This window comes from Legionella sp. PATHC032, assembly GCF_026191185.1.
Taxonomy (GTDB): Bacteria; Pseudomonadota; Gammaproteobacteria; order Legionellales; family Legionellaceae; genus Legionella.
This window is the reverse complement of sequence record NZ_JAPHOV010000001.1, coordinates 3,259,496-3,273,745: the sequence shown is the minus strand read 5'-3', so window position 1 is coordinate 3,273,745 and position 14,250 is coordinate 3,259,496. Positions and strand designations below refer to the sequence as shown.

Below are 14,250 nucleotides of genomic sequence, written 5' to 3'. Positions count from 1 at the left end.
ACTATGGAGAAAATTACAGGCATTAAAAGCGTTGATTTTAAAATAACTGCTTTTGGTCATGGGGTAGTCAATTGGAATGGCCCAACTACTTTAAAAGTTCAGGAAGATAGTAAGCTAGGTAAGAGCAATCACACAATGCCTAAACTTAGAGGATATACCAATTTAACAGGTGAAATCAGTGAAAAAGGCTATAAACACGTGAAAGAACCTACTGATGTTGACTTTAGAAAAACCCCCTTATATATCAGCCAAAATTGTATTCGTCATCACCTCTTTAGAGCACAGGCATTTGATTTGCATTATGCAGAGGAAAAAAATATTGAAAAAGTACTTGCCTCTATAACGGGTCTTATTAGAGGTTATGTGGTACCTGCTAGTCAATATAAGCGAACTAGCCCTTTATTATTAGAGGATTTTGTTGATCAACTGGGTAATGGAAATTTTGAGCAGTTTACTAGGTCGGGAAAAAGAGATAGCTCTTCTTTTTTTTCCAAAACCACGTTTGGTGATACTCAGTATATCTCCTATGGTTCCATTAGTGTAGAGCAACTCCAGTTTATCTCACTAGATAATAAATTTGATCGTGCTGCAATGAATATTGAAGATTCTCAAGGAGATAATGTAGCTAAAGTCGTTGAAGAATATATACAGTCTCTGAAGCCATCATTGAACCCGAAGGTAATATTCCATCCGAATTATGTTCGTAAGGGCACTATTTTTGAAATTGGTGAGGCTGGAATTCTTTTGAACCAGGATGCAATACAAGCCCTTGTAGAGACAACTATAGATTTGATAAAAAATCTTTGTATCCGCCAAGCAAAAGCTTACATGTACGTCGATGAGGTTAATGTTGACTTTAATAATAGTAATCAAATGATGCGAATTAAGCGTTCACCTAATCAAATTTCTCATACACCAGAAGAAGAATATGCTATTTATTTCGAGGCGAAAGAGGAATAGAAAATGAAAATAACCATTGATTATGAGGCGTCTTGGCGCAACTCTTTTCTTGATGGCTCGAATAATGAGCCACTCCCTAAAAAAGGACGGAATTTTATAGGTTCAATGTCAAAATTAGAGGTGGAGGAAAACTATAAATCTAGAGAAATTACACTTGATACTGTGCTTGGTGTTCTAAATAGATTAATTGGTGATCAACGGAAACTTTATCAGATTAGAGCGGGCTATGGTAATCATAATCATTATTTTGAAGATATTGTCCAAGTTATTCGGTTTGAGGATAGACCAAAAATACAATGTCAGGAAATCGTTTATGTAAGAAATATGAGTGGTAACACGGATCGAAATGCATTTACAGGAATGATTAAGGTGAAAGATCCAATTTTCCAATCTGACTTCTCACAGTTGTTGTGGGGCGTTCTTTGGCTTGATTTTAATCAGTTGTGCCAATTCATACTTCATAACATAAAACTAGAGAGTACTATTGAGCTTAATCCAATAAGCATTTTAAATCGCTTGGAGTATATTAAAAAAATGAAGTCTGTAGAAAATACTGAACATGCAAAATTAGCCTCTGCAAAACTGGCTTCAATTTTTGATAAATATAATCCTTTAGATCATAAAGGCCAGATAAAAATTCTTCCAATGTACTGTTCATCACTCTATCTTCAACTTAATCGATTGGAGGCACATCATGATATGTCAGGTGTAAAATCTAAAATGGGTATGATAAGCGGAATATCTAATAATGGATTTACGGCAAAAGATTTTATGGATAAGTATACAACCGGACCTAAAAAATTGATCTATGGTAACCCCTATGTTAGAGAGGAGTATGTCAAAGGTGAGGGGAAAATTAAGCGCGCTTTAAGGAAAGCAAGCGGCCAAATAGATATATACCTGGATGTCAATCTTGAAAGGGCAATTGAGCTAAAAAATATGATCGATTATGCTGGTGTTTCCTCATTTTACTTGGGGAAAAAGGGTTTGGCATATGTTTCTCGTATCGATGTCCGTTAAGGAGAAAAGTATGGATTATTATGTTGATATTCTTATCAAGCCAGATTCAGAAGTGCGTTTGAATGTTCTATTGAATACGGTTTACACAAAACTACATAAAATTTTGTACGATCTGGGTTCAAAAAATATTGGAATTAGCTTTCCGAAGTACAATGTTTGTTTGGGAAATGTTTTGCGTCTTCATGGGGAAAGATCTGTTTTGCAAAAGCTTCTGAATTTAATTCTGATCAATATTTCGAACACCACCTGTAGTGTAGGGCAAGTTAAACCAATTCCTACCGATTGTAAATTTCGAATTATTTCACGCAAGCAATCTACCATGAGTCAATCCAAAATGAGGAGATTAGTTAAACGTGGTTCTATAACGGAAAGTGAGTTTCGACAATATAAAATTAAAATGTTTTCCAATGGTTTGGATTATCCATATGCTGAACTAGTTAGTAATTCAAACGGAAAAAAATACCGCCGATATATTGAATTTGGAGAGCTGCTCGATAAACCAATTTCTGGCGAGTTTGATCAGTTTGGTCTTTCCAAAACTGCTACAGTTCCTTGGTTTGATTAGAAAAGAGAAATTGACAAATCTATTGAATTTGATCAGTTTAAGAAGAGAATTTTAGCTAAGTCAAATATTTTAGCCTTTTATAGAATTAAAATAAAAAATAGTCTAGGCTTGGCTATTCTAAACTTCCAAATACTAATAATTTTGGTTCCTTAAAAATTTGTTTTAAAATCAGATGATTATAACTTGATTGAAATACATTGGGTGACAGAGTAGTTTGTATATAACTTACTGTTTTTTCTGTTTTTTTATAGTTTATAATCGAGTTCACTGCCGCACAGGCAGCTTAGAAGGCGAAGCCTAAATTAGAGAAATTGAAAGGCTCGTTCACTGCCGCACAGGCAGCTTAGAAGTAAATAGGCAATACGAATATAAGACAAAAAATGTTCACTGCCGCACAGGCAGCTTAGAAGAAATCCATACTTACTACCCTGAGTCCTGAGCAGTTCACTGCCGCACAGGCAGCTTAGAAGATTCATAGCCATTTCAGTAGCCTTAGTGCTTAGTTCACTGCCGCACAGGCAGCTTAGAAGAAGCTGGCTTGGGGTCACATATGCCTGGACAAGTTCACTGCCGCACAGGCAGCTTAGAAGAGATATCCGGCCATTGCCATATACCCAGCCATGTTCACTGCCGCACAGGCAGCTTAGAAGAATAGCGACAATGGTGTGGCATTTATATAAAAGTTCACTGCCGCACAGGCAGCTTAGAAGTATCTTTGTTAATAGCTTCTAGCATAATTTCTGTTCACTGCCGCACAGGCAGCTTAGAAGCATTGCTGAAAATCCAGACGATGTTATGAGATGTTCACTGCCGCACAGGCAGCTTAGAAGTAAAACTCCTTTTTTAATCGGGAACTCAGAATGTTCACTGCCGCACAGGCAGCTTAGAAGCAAAACAGTACATCGGAAAGCCTACTGATATTTGTTCACTGCCGCACAGGCAGCTTAGAAGTTTTATTTTTGCCAATCTTGATGGATTTGTTCGTTCACTGCCGCACAGGCAGCTTAGAAGAGAACTCATAACTCTTACAAAATAATATTCAGGTTCACTGCCGCACAGGCAGCTTAGAAGAAGTTATACCAAGAAATTAGAGGCGTTGCGAAGTTCACTGCCGCACAGGCAGCTTAGAAGTTAAGGAAGTTACTAAATTAGAAGCATTTAATGTTCACTGCCGCACAGGCAGCTTAGAAGTTCTGCAACAAGTGTTTCCGTTGATTGGTATAGTTCACTGCCGCACAGGCAGCTTAGAAGAATTAAAATTCCCATAATTAATAATATGGGAAGTTCACTGCCGCACAGGCAGCTTAGAAGTGCAAAATAATCTAGCAGTTTTCAATTTAAATGTTCACTGCCGCACAGGCAGCTTAGAAGAGAAAGCCACGCCAAAATCCAAATTTCTAGCTGTTCACTGCCGCACAGGCAGCTTAGAAGAGTAAATTGATTGTTCGTACTGAGCGTCATAAGTTCACTGCCGCACAGGCAGCTTAGAAGTACCAAGAGCATAGCGAAAAGACAAAAATAATGTTCACTGCCGCACAGGCAGCTTAGAAGAAAAAATTATTTTATAATAGCCCTCTGGCTTCGTTCACTGCCGCACAGGCAGCTTAGAAGAATCTACCACATCGTACATATTAACCTCATTCGTTCACTGCCGCACAGGCAGCTTAGAAGTATTATGGTTACGCCTGTTCCTCAAACTAGTTGTTCACTGCCGCACAGGCAGCTTAGAAGGATGGCGAAAGCGACCCACTATTTTATATGGAGTTCACTGCCGCACAGGCAGCTTAGAAGGCAAAGGCTGATCCTCTGCGCATTTCTTTTTAGTTCACTGCCGCACAGGCAGCTTAGAAGATGTACATCTACAATTAGCGTGGGCAGGTATGGTTCACTGCCGCACAGGCAGCTTAGAAGAATTACAGGTAGTGTCTAAAATGTATACACTTGTTCACTGCCGCACAGGCAGCTTAGAAGTTTTCTCATTCGAGCCGATGGGTAATGAAATTGTTCACTGCCGCACAGGCAGCTTAGAAGTAACGAATTTCTCTCACAGTGGGTCTGGTTAAGTTCACTGCCGCACAGGCAGCTTAGAAGCTTTCCAAACGTCCTCATCAACACCAGTAAAGGTTCACTGCCGCACAGGCAGCTTAGAAGAACAAGCAGTTTCATTTAGCTATAGTTTATTTGTTCACTGCCGCACAGGCAGCTTAGAAGATAAAAGGAAACAAAGGAGTAGCCAAACGAGCGTTCACTGCCGCACAGGCAGCTTAGAAGTGTATACAAATTGGTATTTGAAGCCGCAGCCAGTTCACTGCCGCACAGGCAGCTTAGAAGTCTAAACGTTCAGGAGTATTATTCTCTCTAAAGTTCACTGCCGCACAGGCAGCTTAGAAGAGTAGCTGCTGTTAAAGCACCGCTTGCTGCAGGTTCACTGCCGCACAGGCAGCTTAGAAGTACAAGAAAACGACCCTTACGAAGATTATCAAAGTTCACTGCCGCACAGGCAGCTTAGAAGGAAGCGAATTTGTCCGAAGCGAATTTGTCCGAGTTCACTGCCGCACAGGCAGCTTAGAAGAATGCGGATTTGTCCGGAGCGAATTTGTCCGAGTTCACTGCCGCACAGGCAGCTTAGAAGACACAAGGATATAGAAGGTAATTTGGTATTAGGTTCACTGCCGCACAGGTATCTTATTTAATATAGGATCAAACAAGATTATTTCTATATATTATATTGTCTGATTAACAGCATTCCCGTTTATAAACTTTATACCGCTAGAGTAGGGGGGATGCGGTTATTTAATTAAGATAAAGACAAAAAATGTAATGTGGATGTAAAGTAATACCGACAATGTTATTATTTAATAGGTCGGTTGACAAACTTCTTTTAAATGGAATTAAGCCATTTAAGAATTTGTATGATATCTACATAATTAATGTGCAATAGCGTTTAATTTATTAAAGATAAAAATGGAAAAAAGCAGTAGATCTATTAAAATCGAAAAACCTTTAAAAAGCTCAGAAGTGTTATTTCGACGCATTGACCAAAAATTAAATTGGTTTATTTTCTTAGCAGCTATCTTAATGATAACTAACGCAATAATATATAAAGATTTTGGTAAACTTAAAATCAATTCCGGTGTAGCTTTTGAGTCATGTAATTTGCTTCAGGTTAATGGAGGTTCAATTGGTAACCGGTATGAATTACAGCCACATGAGTTTTGGTTGTATTTTTATTGTGGATTTATTAATAGTCTCGTTTCTAGCATCGCACGCACCTGTACCATGTAGCTGAGTACAAATAATTCACCCCTCTATGAGCTCCCATTCAAGATTAGGTTCTTAGAACAATTTCATCACTTTCTTTTTGAATGTCAACGATTTAATTGTTGATAAATTGAATTCGAGCATACAGAATCTGCCGGTAGGTCTCGCCAACAATAGCCTACACGCATACGATATAACATTGCCTCAACGATCGTACGAAGATTAGGCTTGTCATAAATTCCATGTTTAGCATGATCTCCCTTAGCTTGAACTATAGCTCATCATTGAGCATTATTCTAAACATTGCAAACTCGGTTTATATTTGGTGTCAAAACCGTCATATTATGAATTTTCTCTTATTAATCAAAGAATTATATAGGGTAAATTTAATTTGACCATCAACTGGATGCCGCGAACAAGTCGTGACACATAGGCGGTAGGTGAATTGTCAACAGACCCTAAACTAAATAGCATTTATAGTATTCAGCAACCTATATTACAAAATACTTAAATAGTATCTATTTTAACCCCAATCCCTTAATTATTCTTTAGAACGCTTTGCAAAAAGAACAAGCATCCTTTCAAGTGCCGTATTTTAGCGAATAACCAGAGTGTATTCACAGAGTTATCTACAGAAAATGGGGATAAGTGATCAAGGCAATCTATACATCAATACTTGATAAGTCCTTGCAGGACAAGGGGTTTTATAAAAAGAGCCTGGTGGGGTCTGGTTATGGGATTGAAATACGGAAATAGTTATTCACAGAAAGGGGGATGCAATTAAGATGTTAAGCGATTTCCATCGTAACAAAAAAAAAAATAAAAAAACAGTCTTGACTAAGTCAATTTTTTGCAAAAACTCATGGTTAAAAGTTAATTAAAAAAGTGGCCGGTTATTTTATTGATATTGCTGACTGACTCAATATGACTAGTGACTGGACAATTATTTGATTCAAATTGATTAGAATGATATAAAGTGCACCCTTAATGGTTGCAGCCCCTGGTGCGAGCACCAGAAGGTTAAATAATGTACCACTTTTAAAAGGCCAGACTTTTAATTTGAAAAGCTTATGTTGTATTCACTGATTAAAAAATACCATACTGCCCACCGCTTATCCGACTACTCTTAGCGATATCCCGCTATTTTTATTTCTATCTAATTATTTCAACGCACTGTCTCTTTAGTTAATTTTTAAAGAGCAATATTAGTTTTTTAATAGGTAAAGGATGTCAATATGCATGTGTTAGATCCATTAACTCTTGAGGAAATTCAAGAAAGTTGTGATATTTTAAAACGAGAAAAAGAGCTGTCCGACAGTTATCGATTTGCCTGGGTGATGACTTATGAACCGCCTCAACAAGAAGTTTTGCATTCAAGCGATACTGATTTCGACCGCTGTGCTTTTCTCTCTGTTTTTAATAAAAAAACGAATGAAACCTTTGAAGCCGTTGTCAACCTCAGCAGCAAAAAAGTCGTGGAATGGAAACAGATCGTCCTCGAAGCCCCGCCTTATGGTAAGCCGCCTATTTTAATTGAGGATTTTCAAAAATGTGAGCAAATTGTTAAAGCCGATCCGACCTGGAGAGCCGCTATGGAAAAGCGTGGGCTTAATGATGAGCAAATTGACAAAATTCAAGTTGATGCGTTTTCTGCGGGCTATTTCGATGAAGAGGAAGAGAGGGAAAAACGTATTGTTAAAGGGATAAGTTTTTATCGTGATGATTTAAAGGATAATGGCTATGCCCGTCCCATTGAGGGGGTTGTCGCGATAGTAGATCTCGGCAATGAGAAGGTATTGCGTGTTATTGATGACGGCCGCAACGTTCCCATTCCTAAAGAAAAAATCAATTACGATTCCGATTCTTACCCGGAGAAACGCAAGGATTTAAAACCGCTGGATATTATTCAGGCAGAAGGACCCAGTTTTAAAGTGGAAGGTTGGGAAGTCAATTGGCAAAACTGGTCATTTCATGTTGGATTTACCCCACGCGAGGGTTTGGTTTTGCATCAGATCAAATACCTGGATGAAGGGAAGGAACGGCCAATTATTTACCGAGCCAGTGTGACGGATATGATCGTCCCCTATGCGGATCCTTCCGTCAGTCATTACTGGAAAAGCGCTTTTGATGCGGGTGAATATGGTCTTGGCAAATTGGCAAATGAATTAAAGCTCGGATGTGATTGTTTGGGAAATATTTATTATTTTGACGTTCCCACGGTGGATGATTCCGGCAATGCGAGATTGATTAAAAATGCGATTTGCATGCATGAAGAAGACGCAGGCACACTGTGGAAGCATTATGAAGTTCGTAACAGTACCTTCGAGGTTCGCCGTGCTCGTGAGCTGGTTGTCAGCTTTTTTACTACGATAGGTAACTATGATTATGGTTTTTATTGGCGTTTTGGCCAGGACGGCAGCCTCAAACTGGAGATAAAACTGACAGGTATTGTGCAAACGGCAGCAATATTTCCTGATACCCCTTATGAATGGGGCGGGAAATTGACCCCTGAGCTGGCAGCCCCTACACATCAACATTTTTTCAATGCCCGTCTTCATATGATGGTTGATGGTGAAAAGAACTCATTTAGTGAACATGAGTTTTATCCTATGACCATGGGTGGAAAAAATCCTTATGGCAATGCCTTTGGCAGCAGCCAGAAAATATTTGAACAGGAAGGTGACGCAGCCCGCTCGGCTTGTGCTCAAACCCAGAGAACCTGGAAGATATTCAATCCCAATTGCGTCAATAGCATTGGCACTGCGCCAGCTTATAAACTGGAGTTGCCGGAAACCCCCTTATTGCTGGCAGATGAAGAGAGTTATATTTATAAGCGCGGGGGATTTGCCAGTAAGCAGGTATGGGTAACACAATATGACCCTCAAGAAAAATACGCGGCAGGAGATTATCCCAATCAGAGTTCCGGGGGTTGTGGTTTGCCTGCTTATATTAAGCAGAACCGGAAAATTGACAATGAAAATCTGGTCTTGTGGGTAACGCTGGGTTCTACCCATTTTCCCAGACCGGAAGATTTTCCTGTCATGCCTACCACGACAATTTGTGCCAAGCTTCAGCCCTTTGGGTTTTTTAAGAGAAACCCAGCCATGGATCTTCCTCAAGGCAAAGTACAAGAAAAAGGCGACTCCTGTTGTTCTTCATTAACTTATTAATGGGATTGAAACTAAGCACCTTCTTCTGAAGAAGGTGCTTTTCTGTTGTTGAGTTATTTGAGATTAGATGAATTATAATGAGTTGAATTTTGAACAGTAATATTGTGGTTGCGTCTTATATTGGGGCAGATGATTTAAAAAATAAGCAATATTGCTTGCCTATTGTGAGGTATAAATGGGAAAAACGAAAAATATTGAAAAGCAATGTACTCTACTTCGCTGCTTTTTTGATTCAGATGAAGATGATAAAACCACAACATTACCGATTGTTTTTCATAAAGAAAAAATAAACTTGCTTAATACAAATATAAATCCTAGGCGTTTTATCACCGACCAGCCAATTCAAGATGGCCAGTTGTTGGGGTATGGAGGTATGAAAAGAGTATATCATATACAGAGTCAAGCAGTTTTTTTAATTCCATGCCATGATATCAACCGCCTTGAGCAAATTATTGACGAGGAAGTCTCAATTTCCCATCAAATGGCATTACTTGGTCTTTGTACGCAGACATTGAATAAAGATTACATTTCCATATATGACCCAGGTGACCAAAATTATTATGATTATCCATGCATGGTTGCTGATTCATTTTCGACTTTAAGTCTCCAAAAAAATATCGAAATTTATGATACAAAAAACAGGTATAGATTTGGATCAAAATACAAATTATACAGTTCAGATGAAGAATGTTTTGATATCAATATCAATAGAAAAATATTCCTAGATGTCTTGGATGATCTTGCTTTGTTATTATATTTAGGATTTGAAGTTAATGAACAAGATTCTTTTAACCTGGCCTTCATGCCTGCAAAAGATGGTCAATCATCTACAGTTAGATTATTTCTTTATGATTTTTCTTCTAAATATTATGTACCCAAGATTGGCCCTACTCCAATAGACACTGTACCTGAAGTTTCAAAGATTAAACGGATCTTAAAGTCTATTATTCGAAATGCTCTGGAGGCAGATCATGCAGCAAATCTAAAGGCAAGACCCATTACTACTCCTGAATATATATATGATTTCCTTAGTGAAATTTACCCCAAAATAGAAAATGAATTTGTCGATACCATAAAAATGATAATTGCTAAACGTATAAAAACCAAAAAGCAATTTGAAGAACGTGTAATACCAGCCCTTTTTCAATCTACGCAACTAAAGGAAGCTTGCAGGCTATTGGGTTTCTATAAATCCCCCAAGAGAGAAGACGATAATATGAGCAAAAGTAATGTAAATTCTGAGGTGACTCAACTTTCTGTAACAGTTAAGAGTACCTGAAATGGATTTAAGAGAAATTGAAAAGAAACTTGGACAAAATGCAAAGTTAGGATTTAGCCTTTATCTACTGAATGAAAAGAGCAACCTCACCCTAGATGATGTATATAATCGTGAGCTCATGATGCTAATGGCTAGCACTAAGACGAGCAGGAATGGAGTTTAACAACAAAAAAATTGTTGTCAATAATGCTGATTTTCTCCTGAACGACCTACAAAAAATTGCTTGCTGATTATTTTAAAGTCCCTGAGAAAAAATCAATCAGCATTATTCTCCAAATTCTCTATGAATTTGTTAAAGTCTTAAAAATCAAAGCCTCTATCAAAAGACTCCTTGTCTTTATTTTCCTCCTTTTTATCCAGCTTGTGACCGTCCAGATGTCGCTCGTTGCGTTCATTGTCTTGTTTCTCTAGTTGCTTTTCTTTTTTTGTTCTTCCAAATTTTATGCGATTTTCAGAAGCCTTTTTTTCTTTTTCCAAACGAACTTTGGCTTTTCTTTTTTTATTAAGATTAATGACATCTGCCATAGCACTCTCTGTTATTAACGCTTGTTTATACTATAGCGCATAATGCAGAGGCAAATCATCTAAACACACAAATCCATCAAGGTGGAGTGGTATGAAAGTATACCTATTGAGGGTGTAAAAGGCTGGCGTAAGATAGTATTTTCATTATTATTTTTTATGATGCTTTGCAAAAAGAACAAGCATCCTTTTAAGTGCCGGATTTTAGTGTATAACCAGTGTGTATTCACAGAGTTATCCACAGAAAATGGGGATAAGTAATCAATGCAATTTATGTATTAATATTTAATAAGCCTTTGCTGGGCAAGAGGTTTTATAAAAAGAGCATGGTGTCAAATGGTAGTGAGATGGAATAATAAAGACAAGTTATCCACAGAAAGGGAGGTCATGGATAAGGTATGAGACGCTCATTATGATAACAAAAAAAAAATAAAAAAACAGTCTTGACTGGCACAATTTTTTACTCCAAAAAGATTTGAGTAGGTTGGCATTAGGAGTAATTGCAATACAAAAACAGCGAATATTGCTATAATTTTAGAGCAAAGGTGGGCTCCTGTTGGCAGGATTTTTCCCTTTAAACAGTTCACTGACAGTTTCTGTGGCCGATGCCGCTGAGGGTGTTCAGAAGATTTTCCCATGAGTCGAGTTTTCAAAGGAGCATGAAATGAGTGACTACCTCGATAAAACCGCAAGCTTAACTCCAGCTACTAAAAGAATCGTGTGTGATAAAGCCACTGAATATCCTCATACTGGCTCTTATAATCAAGTTGCGACTCATGGGACGTATTTATGCAGGCGTTGTGGCTTGGCACTGTTTCGCGGTGTGAGTCAGTTTAGCTCAGGCTGTGGCTGGCCCAGTTTTGACGATGAAATGGCCAATGCTGTGGCAAGGAAACCGGACGCGGATGGTCAGCGCACCGAGATATTATGCGCCCGTTGCGATGCGCACTTGGGGCATGTGTTCACCGGGGAATACATGACTCATAAGAACTTACGTCATTGCGTTAATTCCGCTTCATTGGATTTTGTCGCGGATAATGATGTACTGGATACAGAAGAAGCCATCCTTGCCGGGGGGTGTTTTTGGGGGGTGGAATATTATTTAAAACGCATTCCCGGGGTGTTAAAAGTCGAGTCAGGCTATACAGGTGGCCATGTTTCAGAACCAGCTTATGAGCAAGTATGCACTGGTACTACTGGGCATTATGAGGCTGTGCGCGTCGTCTACGATTCTGCTAAAACCAGTTATCATGACATTGTAAAGCGTTTTTTTGAAATTCACGACCCCACTCAGGCAGATGGCCAAGGTCCTGATTTGGGGCAGCAATATTTAAGTGCCGTGTTTTATTTTAATCAGGAGCAACGACAGGAAGCGGAGTTATTGATCCAGCTATTAAAGAAAAGGGGGTATCAGGTTGTAACCCAATTATTGCAAGCACAACCCTTTTGGCCTGCTGAAGACTATCATCAGGATTACTATTTTAAACATCACAAAATCCCTTATTGCCATAAGTCAGTCGATCGTTTTGGCTAGTTGTTTCGGAATATTTAATCTCATCATAGCAGTATTGATTTGGAAGGCAGGCTACTACTGGCATATTCTTCGATATCATCGATTGCACAGGTTGTTTCAAGCCTTTCTGAACTGCTTCTCTGCATTTCCAGGTCTATTGTGTTTCTCCATTTGAGCGCTTTTTTCATGATTCTTTCATTGCGCTTTATGTTTTCTGGTGTTTGGGGTTGGTCTTCAAAAAAACTACAATGCTTTAGAATGGATTGCTTGACGGTTTCCTTTTTAGAATTAATAGATGAAGTAGAGTTCAGTACTTTATCATCCGTGATGATGGCTCGGCTTTGTGCGACGCGTAATATTCGAGGGGGTAAGCTGGCACAATGCACCGGAAAATCATCCTCAAGTTTTGCAACTTTTGCTGTGCTGCTGGCGTCTGGTTGTTTATCCATAAAGTCATAAATATTTTCATATTTATCCTGGTCAGACAACATGCTGGCGCAATCCATAGTAAAGGTAGCGCACCCTGCACGCGAGTGCTGTAATTTAACATCAGGGATGTAGGTTTTTATTGAAAGTCCTTCAATTTCTTCAAGCAAATCCTCAAATCCAACTTCATTCGCTAATACCTGTGCTGTGTTATAGGACAATTGTGCCCCTAAACTGTCAAGTACCAGGATTTTTAAAGTATTATTGCCTTTTTCAATGGAATATTGTAGTTCAATTAATGACCAATGGCGTACGCCGGATTTTTCCCTATCCAGATAGGCTATTTGTACCTTGAAATTGTTTTCAAATAATTTGGGTAAATGACAACTGCCATAAATAAAATCATAAAGCTTTTCACGGCGTTCATAATCGCACACAAAACCGGTAAATGGATAAGCTGATTTCTTTGATTCCCGATATTTTTTTTTTAAGCTAAAGGCCATTTCCAAATCGTGTGCGGAAAATGGAGGAAAGTCATCTAAAGAAAATTTATCTACGGATGTTTCTGATTTGCTAAAGGCCATATAAAAACCCCAATCATTTTGTATTTTTATTATATGAAATGTTTTCCTATTATTCAATCGCCTTCTTTGTCTCTGGGACAGATTCATGAAGTTACACTCTATGAAACGCATTTTAATAACAAACCAATCTATAATTTGTAGTGTATATTATTTTTTAACTGCATAACGGATGTAAGCGTATGCAAGGAGTGCATGATGAAAATATTAGTCAATTCATCAGTTCTGGCAATCGTTTTGGCATTTTCAACGCCACTATCCGCTGATGATACACAATGGATGGCAGAGCATAATTTGGTGAAAGGGGTCATTACTTTTCAAGATGATTCGCAAATTCAAGTTTATGCTGCTCAAGCCGATCTTGATAAATTGCAACAGAATCTGGCCAATATCCAATCGGTTGAAGTACAACCTAATCAAACAGATACTACAACTTCACCAAACCAACAGGGTGAATAAGTACTCTTTTGTCCGAGTTAAATCAAACAAGCATTTGCTGATTTAGCTCGGGCGTCTATTTTCCATGTTATCAGAATTTTTATTTTCAGAGTCTGTCAGTTGATAGTGCTGATCAGCCTTTTCTGCCTTGCGTTGGTTTTCATGCAGCTGAATTTCATTGAGTTGTTGCTGCCAAAAGGAGGAAGCATGTTCTTTTAATTGATTGACTTTTCGTACGAACAGGCCAAGGTGGGTTGCCAGCATGGGGAGTTTTGATGGCCCAAACACAATGATAGCAACAATGAAAATAAGTAATAATTCACCAAGACTCATGATGGTTTATGATCGTCTTTTTGAGTGTCATTCGTTTCCTCACTATTCATGGCTTTGCGGAAATTCTTAATCGCTTCTCCAAGGTCAGAGCCTATTGTTTTTAATTTGGAAGTGCCAAACAAGGCTACAATAATGGCCAGAATTAATAAGAGTGATAACGGACTTATTCCACTTAATCCCAT

The 14,250-nt window shown here is 38.4% G+C and carries 11 protein-coding genes, 1 pseudogene and 1 CRISPR repeat array; of the genes and pseudogenes, 7 read left to right on the top strand and 5 right to left on the bottom strand.

Going from position 1 to position 14,250, the window contains the following annotated elements:
* The first annotated feature begins 3 nt into the window (after nt 1–3).
* From cas7fv to cas6f, 3 genes are read left to right on the top strand one after another with little or no spacing between them, the layout of a single operon-like run.
* Nucleotides 4–960 carry a type I-Fv CRISPR-associated protein Cas7fv gene (gene cas7fv / locus OQJ02_RS14585; RefSeq protein ID WP_265719694.1) on the top strand — a complete coding sequence of 319 codons (957 nt, stop codon included), beginning with the start codon at nt 4–6 and terminating at the stop codon, nt 958–960.
* A 3-nt stretch (nt 961–963) separates the two neighbouring features.
* Nucleotides 964–1,980 carry a type I-Fv CRISPR-associated protein Cas5fv gene (gene cas5fv, locus OQJ02_RS14580; protein WP_265719693.1) on the top strand — a complete coding sequence of 339 codons (1,017 nt, stop codon included), beginning with the start codon at nt 964–966 and terminating at the stop codon, nt 1,978–1,980.
* A 10-nt stretch (nt 1,981–1,990) separates the two neighbouring features.
* On the top strand, nt 1,991–2,545 hold the full coding sequence (gene cas6f / locus OQJ02_RS14575) for a type I-F CRISPR-associated endoribonuclease Cas6/Csy4 (protein WP_265719692.1): 555 nt from the start codon (nt 1,991–1,993) through the stop codon (nt 2,543–2,545).
* A gap of 262 nt (nt 2,546–2,807) precedes the next feature.
* A CRISPR array of direct repeats spans nt 2,808–5,177; the repeat unit is 28 nt; unit sequence GTTCACTGCCGCACAGGCAGCTTAGAAG.
* A 567-nt stretch (nt 5,178–5,744) separates the two neighbouring features.
* Here cas6f and OQJ02_RS14570 read toward each other — a convergent pair.
* A pseudogene (locus OQJ02_RS14570) lies at nt 5,745–6,059 on the bottom strand (transposase); the annotation flags it as partial.
* A gap of 982 nt (nt 6,060–7,041) precedes the next feature.
* Between OQJ02_RS14570 and OQJ02_RS14565 the strand changes: the two are divergent.
* Nucleotides 7,042–8,976 carry a primary-amine oxidase gene (locus tag OQJ02_RS14565; RefSeq protein WP_265719691.1) on the top strand — a complete coding sequence of 645 codons (1,935 nt, stop codon included), beginning with the start codon at nt 7,042–7,044 and terminating at the stop codon, nt 8,974–8,976.
* 175 nt (nt 8,977–9,151) lie between these two features.
* Nucleotides 9,152–10,255 (top strand): hypothetical protein, encoded by a 1,104-nt coding sequence (locus OQJ02_RS14560; protein ID WP_265719690.1) that lies wholly within the window; start codon nt 9,152–9,154, stop codon nt 10,253–10,255.
* Nucleotides 10,256–10,555: 300 nt separating this feature from the next.
* On the opposite strand, the gene OQJ02_RS14555 is transcribed toward OQJ02_RS14560, so the two are convergent.
* Entirely contained in the window at nt 10,556–10,780 is a 225-nt protein-coding gene (locus OQJ02_RS14555; protein ID WP_265719689.1) for a DUF4169 family protein, read from the bottom strand.
* 661 nt (nt 10,781–11,441) lie between these two features.
* Here OQJ02_RS14555 and OQJ02_RS14550 point away from each other — a divergent pair.
* Entirely contained in the window at nt 11,442–12,311 is an 870-nt protein-coding gene (locus OQJ02_RS14550) for a bifunctional methionine sulfoxide reductase B/A protein (protein ID WP_265719688.1), read from the top strand.
* 23 nt (nt 12,312–12,334) lie between these two features.
* On the opposite strand, the gene OQJ02_RS14545 is transcribed toward OQJ02_RS14550, so the two are convergent.
* Complete coding sequence (locus tag OQJ02_RS14545) at nt 12,335–13,300, bottom strand: hypothetical protein (protein WP_265719687.1); 966 nt, start codon at nt 13,298–13,300, stop codon at nt 12,335–12,337.
* A 195-nt stretch (nt 13,301–13,495) separates the two neighbouring features.
* On the opposite strand from OQJ02_RS14545, the gene OQJ02_RS14540 reads away from it, so the two are divergent.
* On the top strand, nt 13,496–13,756 hold the full coding sequence (locus OQJ02_RS14540; protein ID WP_265719686.1) for a hypothetical protein: 261 nt from the start codon (nt 13,496–13,498) through the stop codon (nt 13,754–13,756).
* Between the two features lie 42 nt (nt 13,757–13,798).
* Here OQJ02_RS14540 and OQJ02_RS14535 read toward each other — a convergent pair whose 3' ends face one another.
* Together OQJ02_RS14535 and tatA are read right to left on the bottom strand one after the other, a co-directional pair.
* Complete coding sequence (locus OQJ02_RS14535; protein WP_265719685.1) at nt 13,799–14,068, bottom strand: Sec-independent protein translocase subunit TatA/TatB; 270 nt, start codon at nt 14,066–14,068, stop codon at nt 13,799–13,801.
* Nucleotides 14,065–14,250 (bottom strand): twin-arginine translocase TatA/TatE family subunit, encoded by a 186-nt coding sequence (gene tatA, locus OQJ02_RS14530; protein ID WP_011216738.1) that lies wholly within the window; start codon nt 14,248–14,250, stop codon nt 14,065–14,067. Before tatA ends, OQJ02_RS14535 begins: the two co-directional genes overlap by 4 nt.

Coding starts and splice junctions, on each gene's coding strand:
- OQJ02_RS14555 (WP_265719689.1), bottom strand. CDS start 10,780: ATGGCAGATGTCATTAATCTTAATAAAAAAAGAAAAGCCAAAGTTCGT.
- cas5fv (WP_265719693.1), top strand. CDS start 964: ATGAAAATAACCATTGATTATGAGGCGTCTTGGCGCAACTCTTTTCTT.
- OQJ02_RS14565 (WP_265719691.1), top strand. CDS start 7,042: ATGCATGTGTTAGATCCATTAACTCTTGAGGAAATTCAAGAAAGTTGT.
- OQJ02_RS14540 (WP_265719686.1), top strand. CDS start 13,496: ATGAAAATATTAGTCAATTCATCAGTTCTGGCAATCGTTTTGGCATTT.
- OQJ02_RS14535 (WP_265719685.1), bottom strand. CDS start 14,068: ATGAGTCTTGGTGAATTATTACTTATTTTCATTGTTGCTATCATTGTG.
- OQJ02_RS14560 (WP_265719690.1), top strand. CDS start 9,152: ATGGGAAAAACGAAAAATATTGAAAAGCAATGTACTCTACTTCGCTGC.
- cas7fv (WP_265719694.1), top strand. CDS start 4: ATGGAGAAAATTACAGGCATTAAAAGCGTTGATTTTAAAATAACTGCT.
- tatA (WP_011216738.1), bottom strand. CDS start 14,250: ATGGGATTAAGTGGAATAAGTCCGTTATCACTCTTATTAATTCTGGCC.
- OQJ02_RS14545 (WP_265719687.1), bottom strand. CDS start 13,300: ATGGCCTTTAGCAAATCAGAAACATCCGTAGATAAATTTTCTTTAGAT.
- cas6f (WP_265719692.1), top strand. CDS start 1,991: ATGGATTATTATGTTGATATTCTTATCAAGCCAGATTCAGAAGTGCGT.
- OQJ02_RS14550 (WP_265719688.1), top strand. CDS start 11,442: ATGAGTGACTACCTCGATAAAACCGCAAGCTTAACTCCAGCTACTAAA.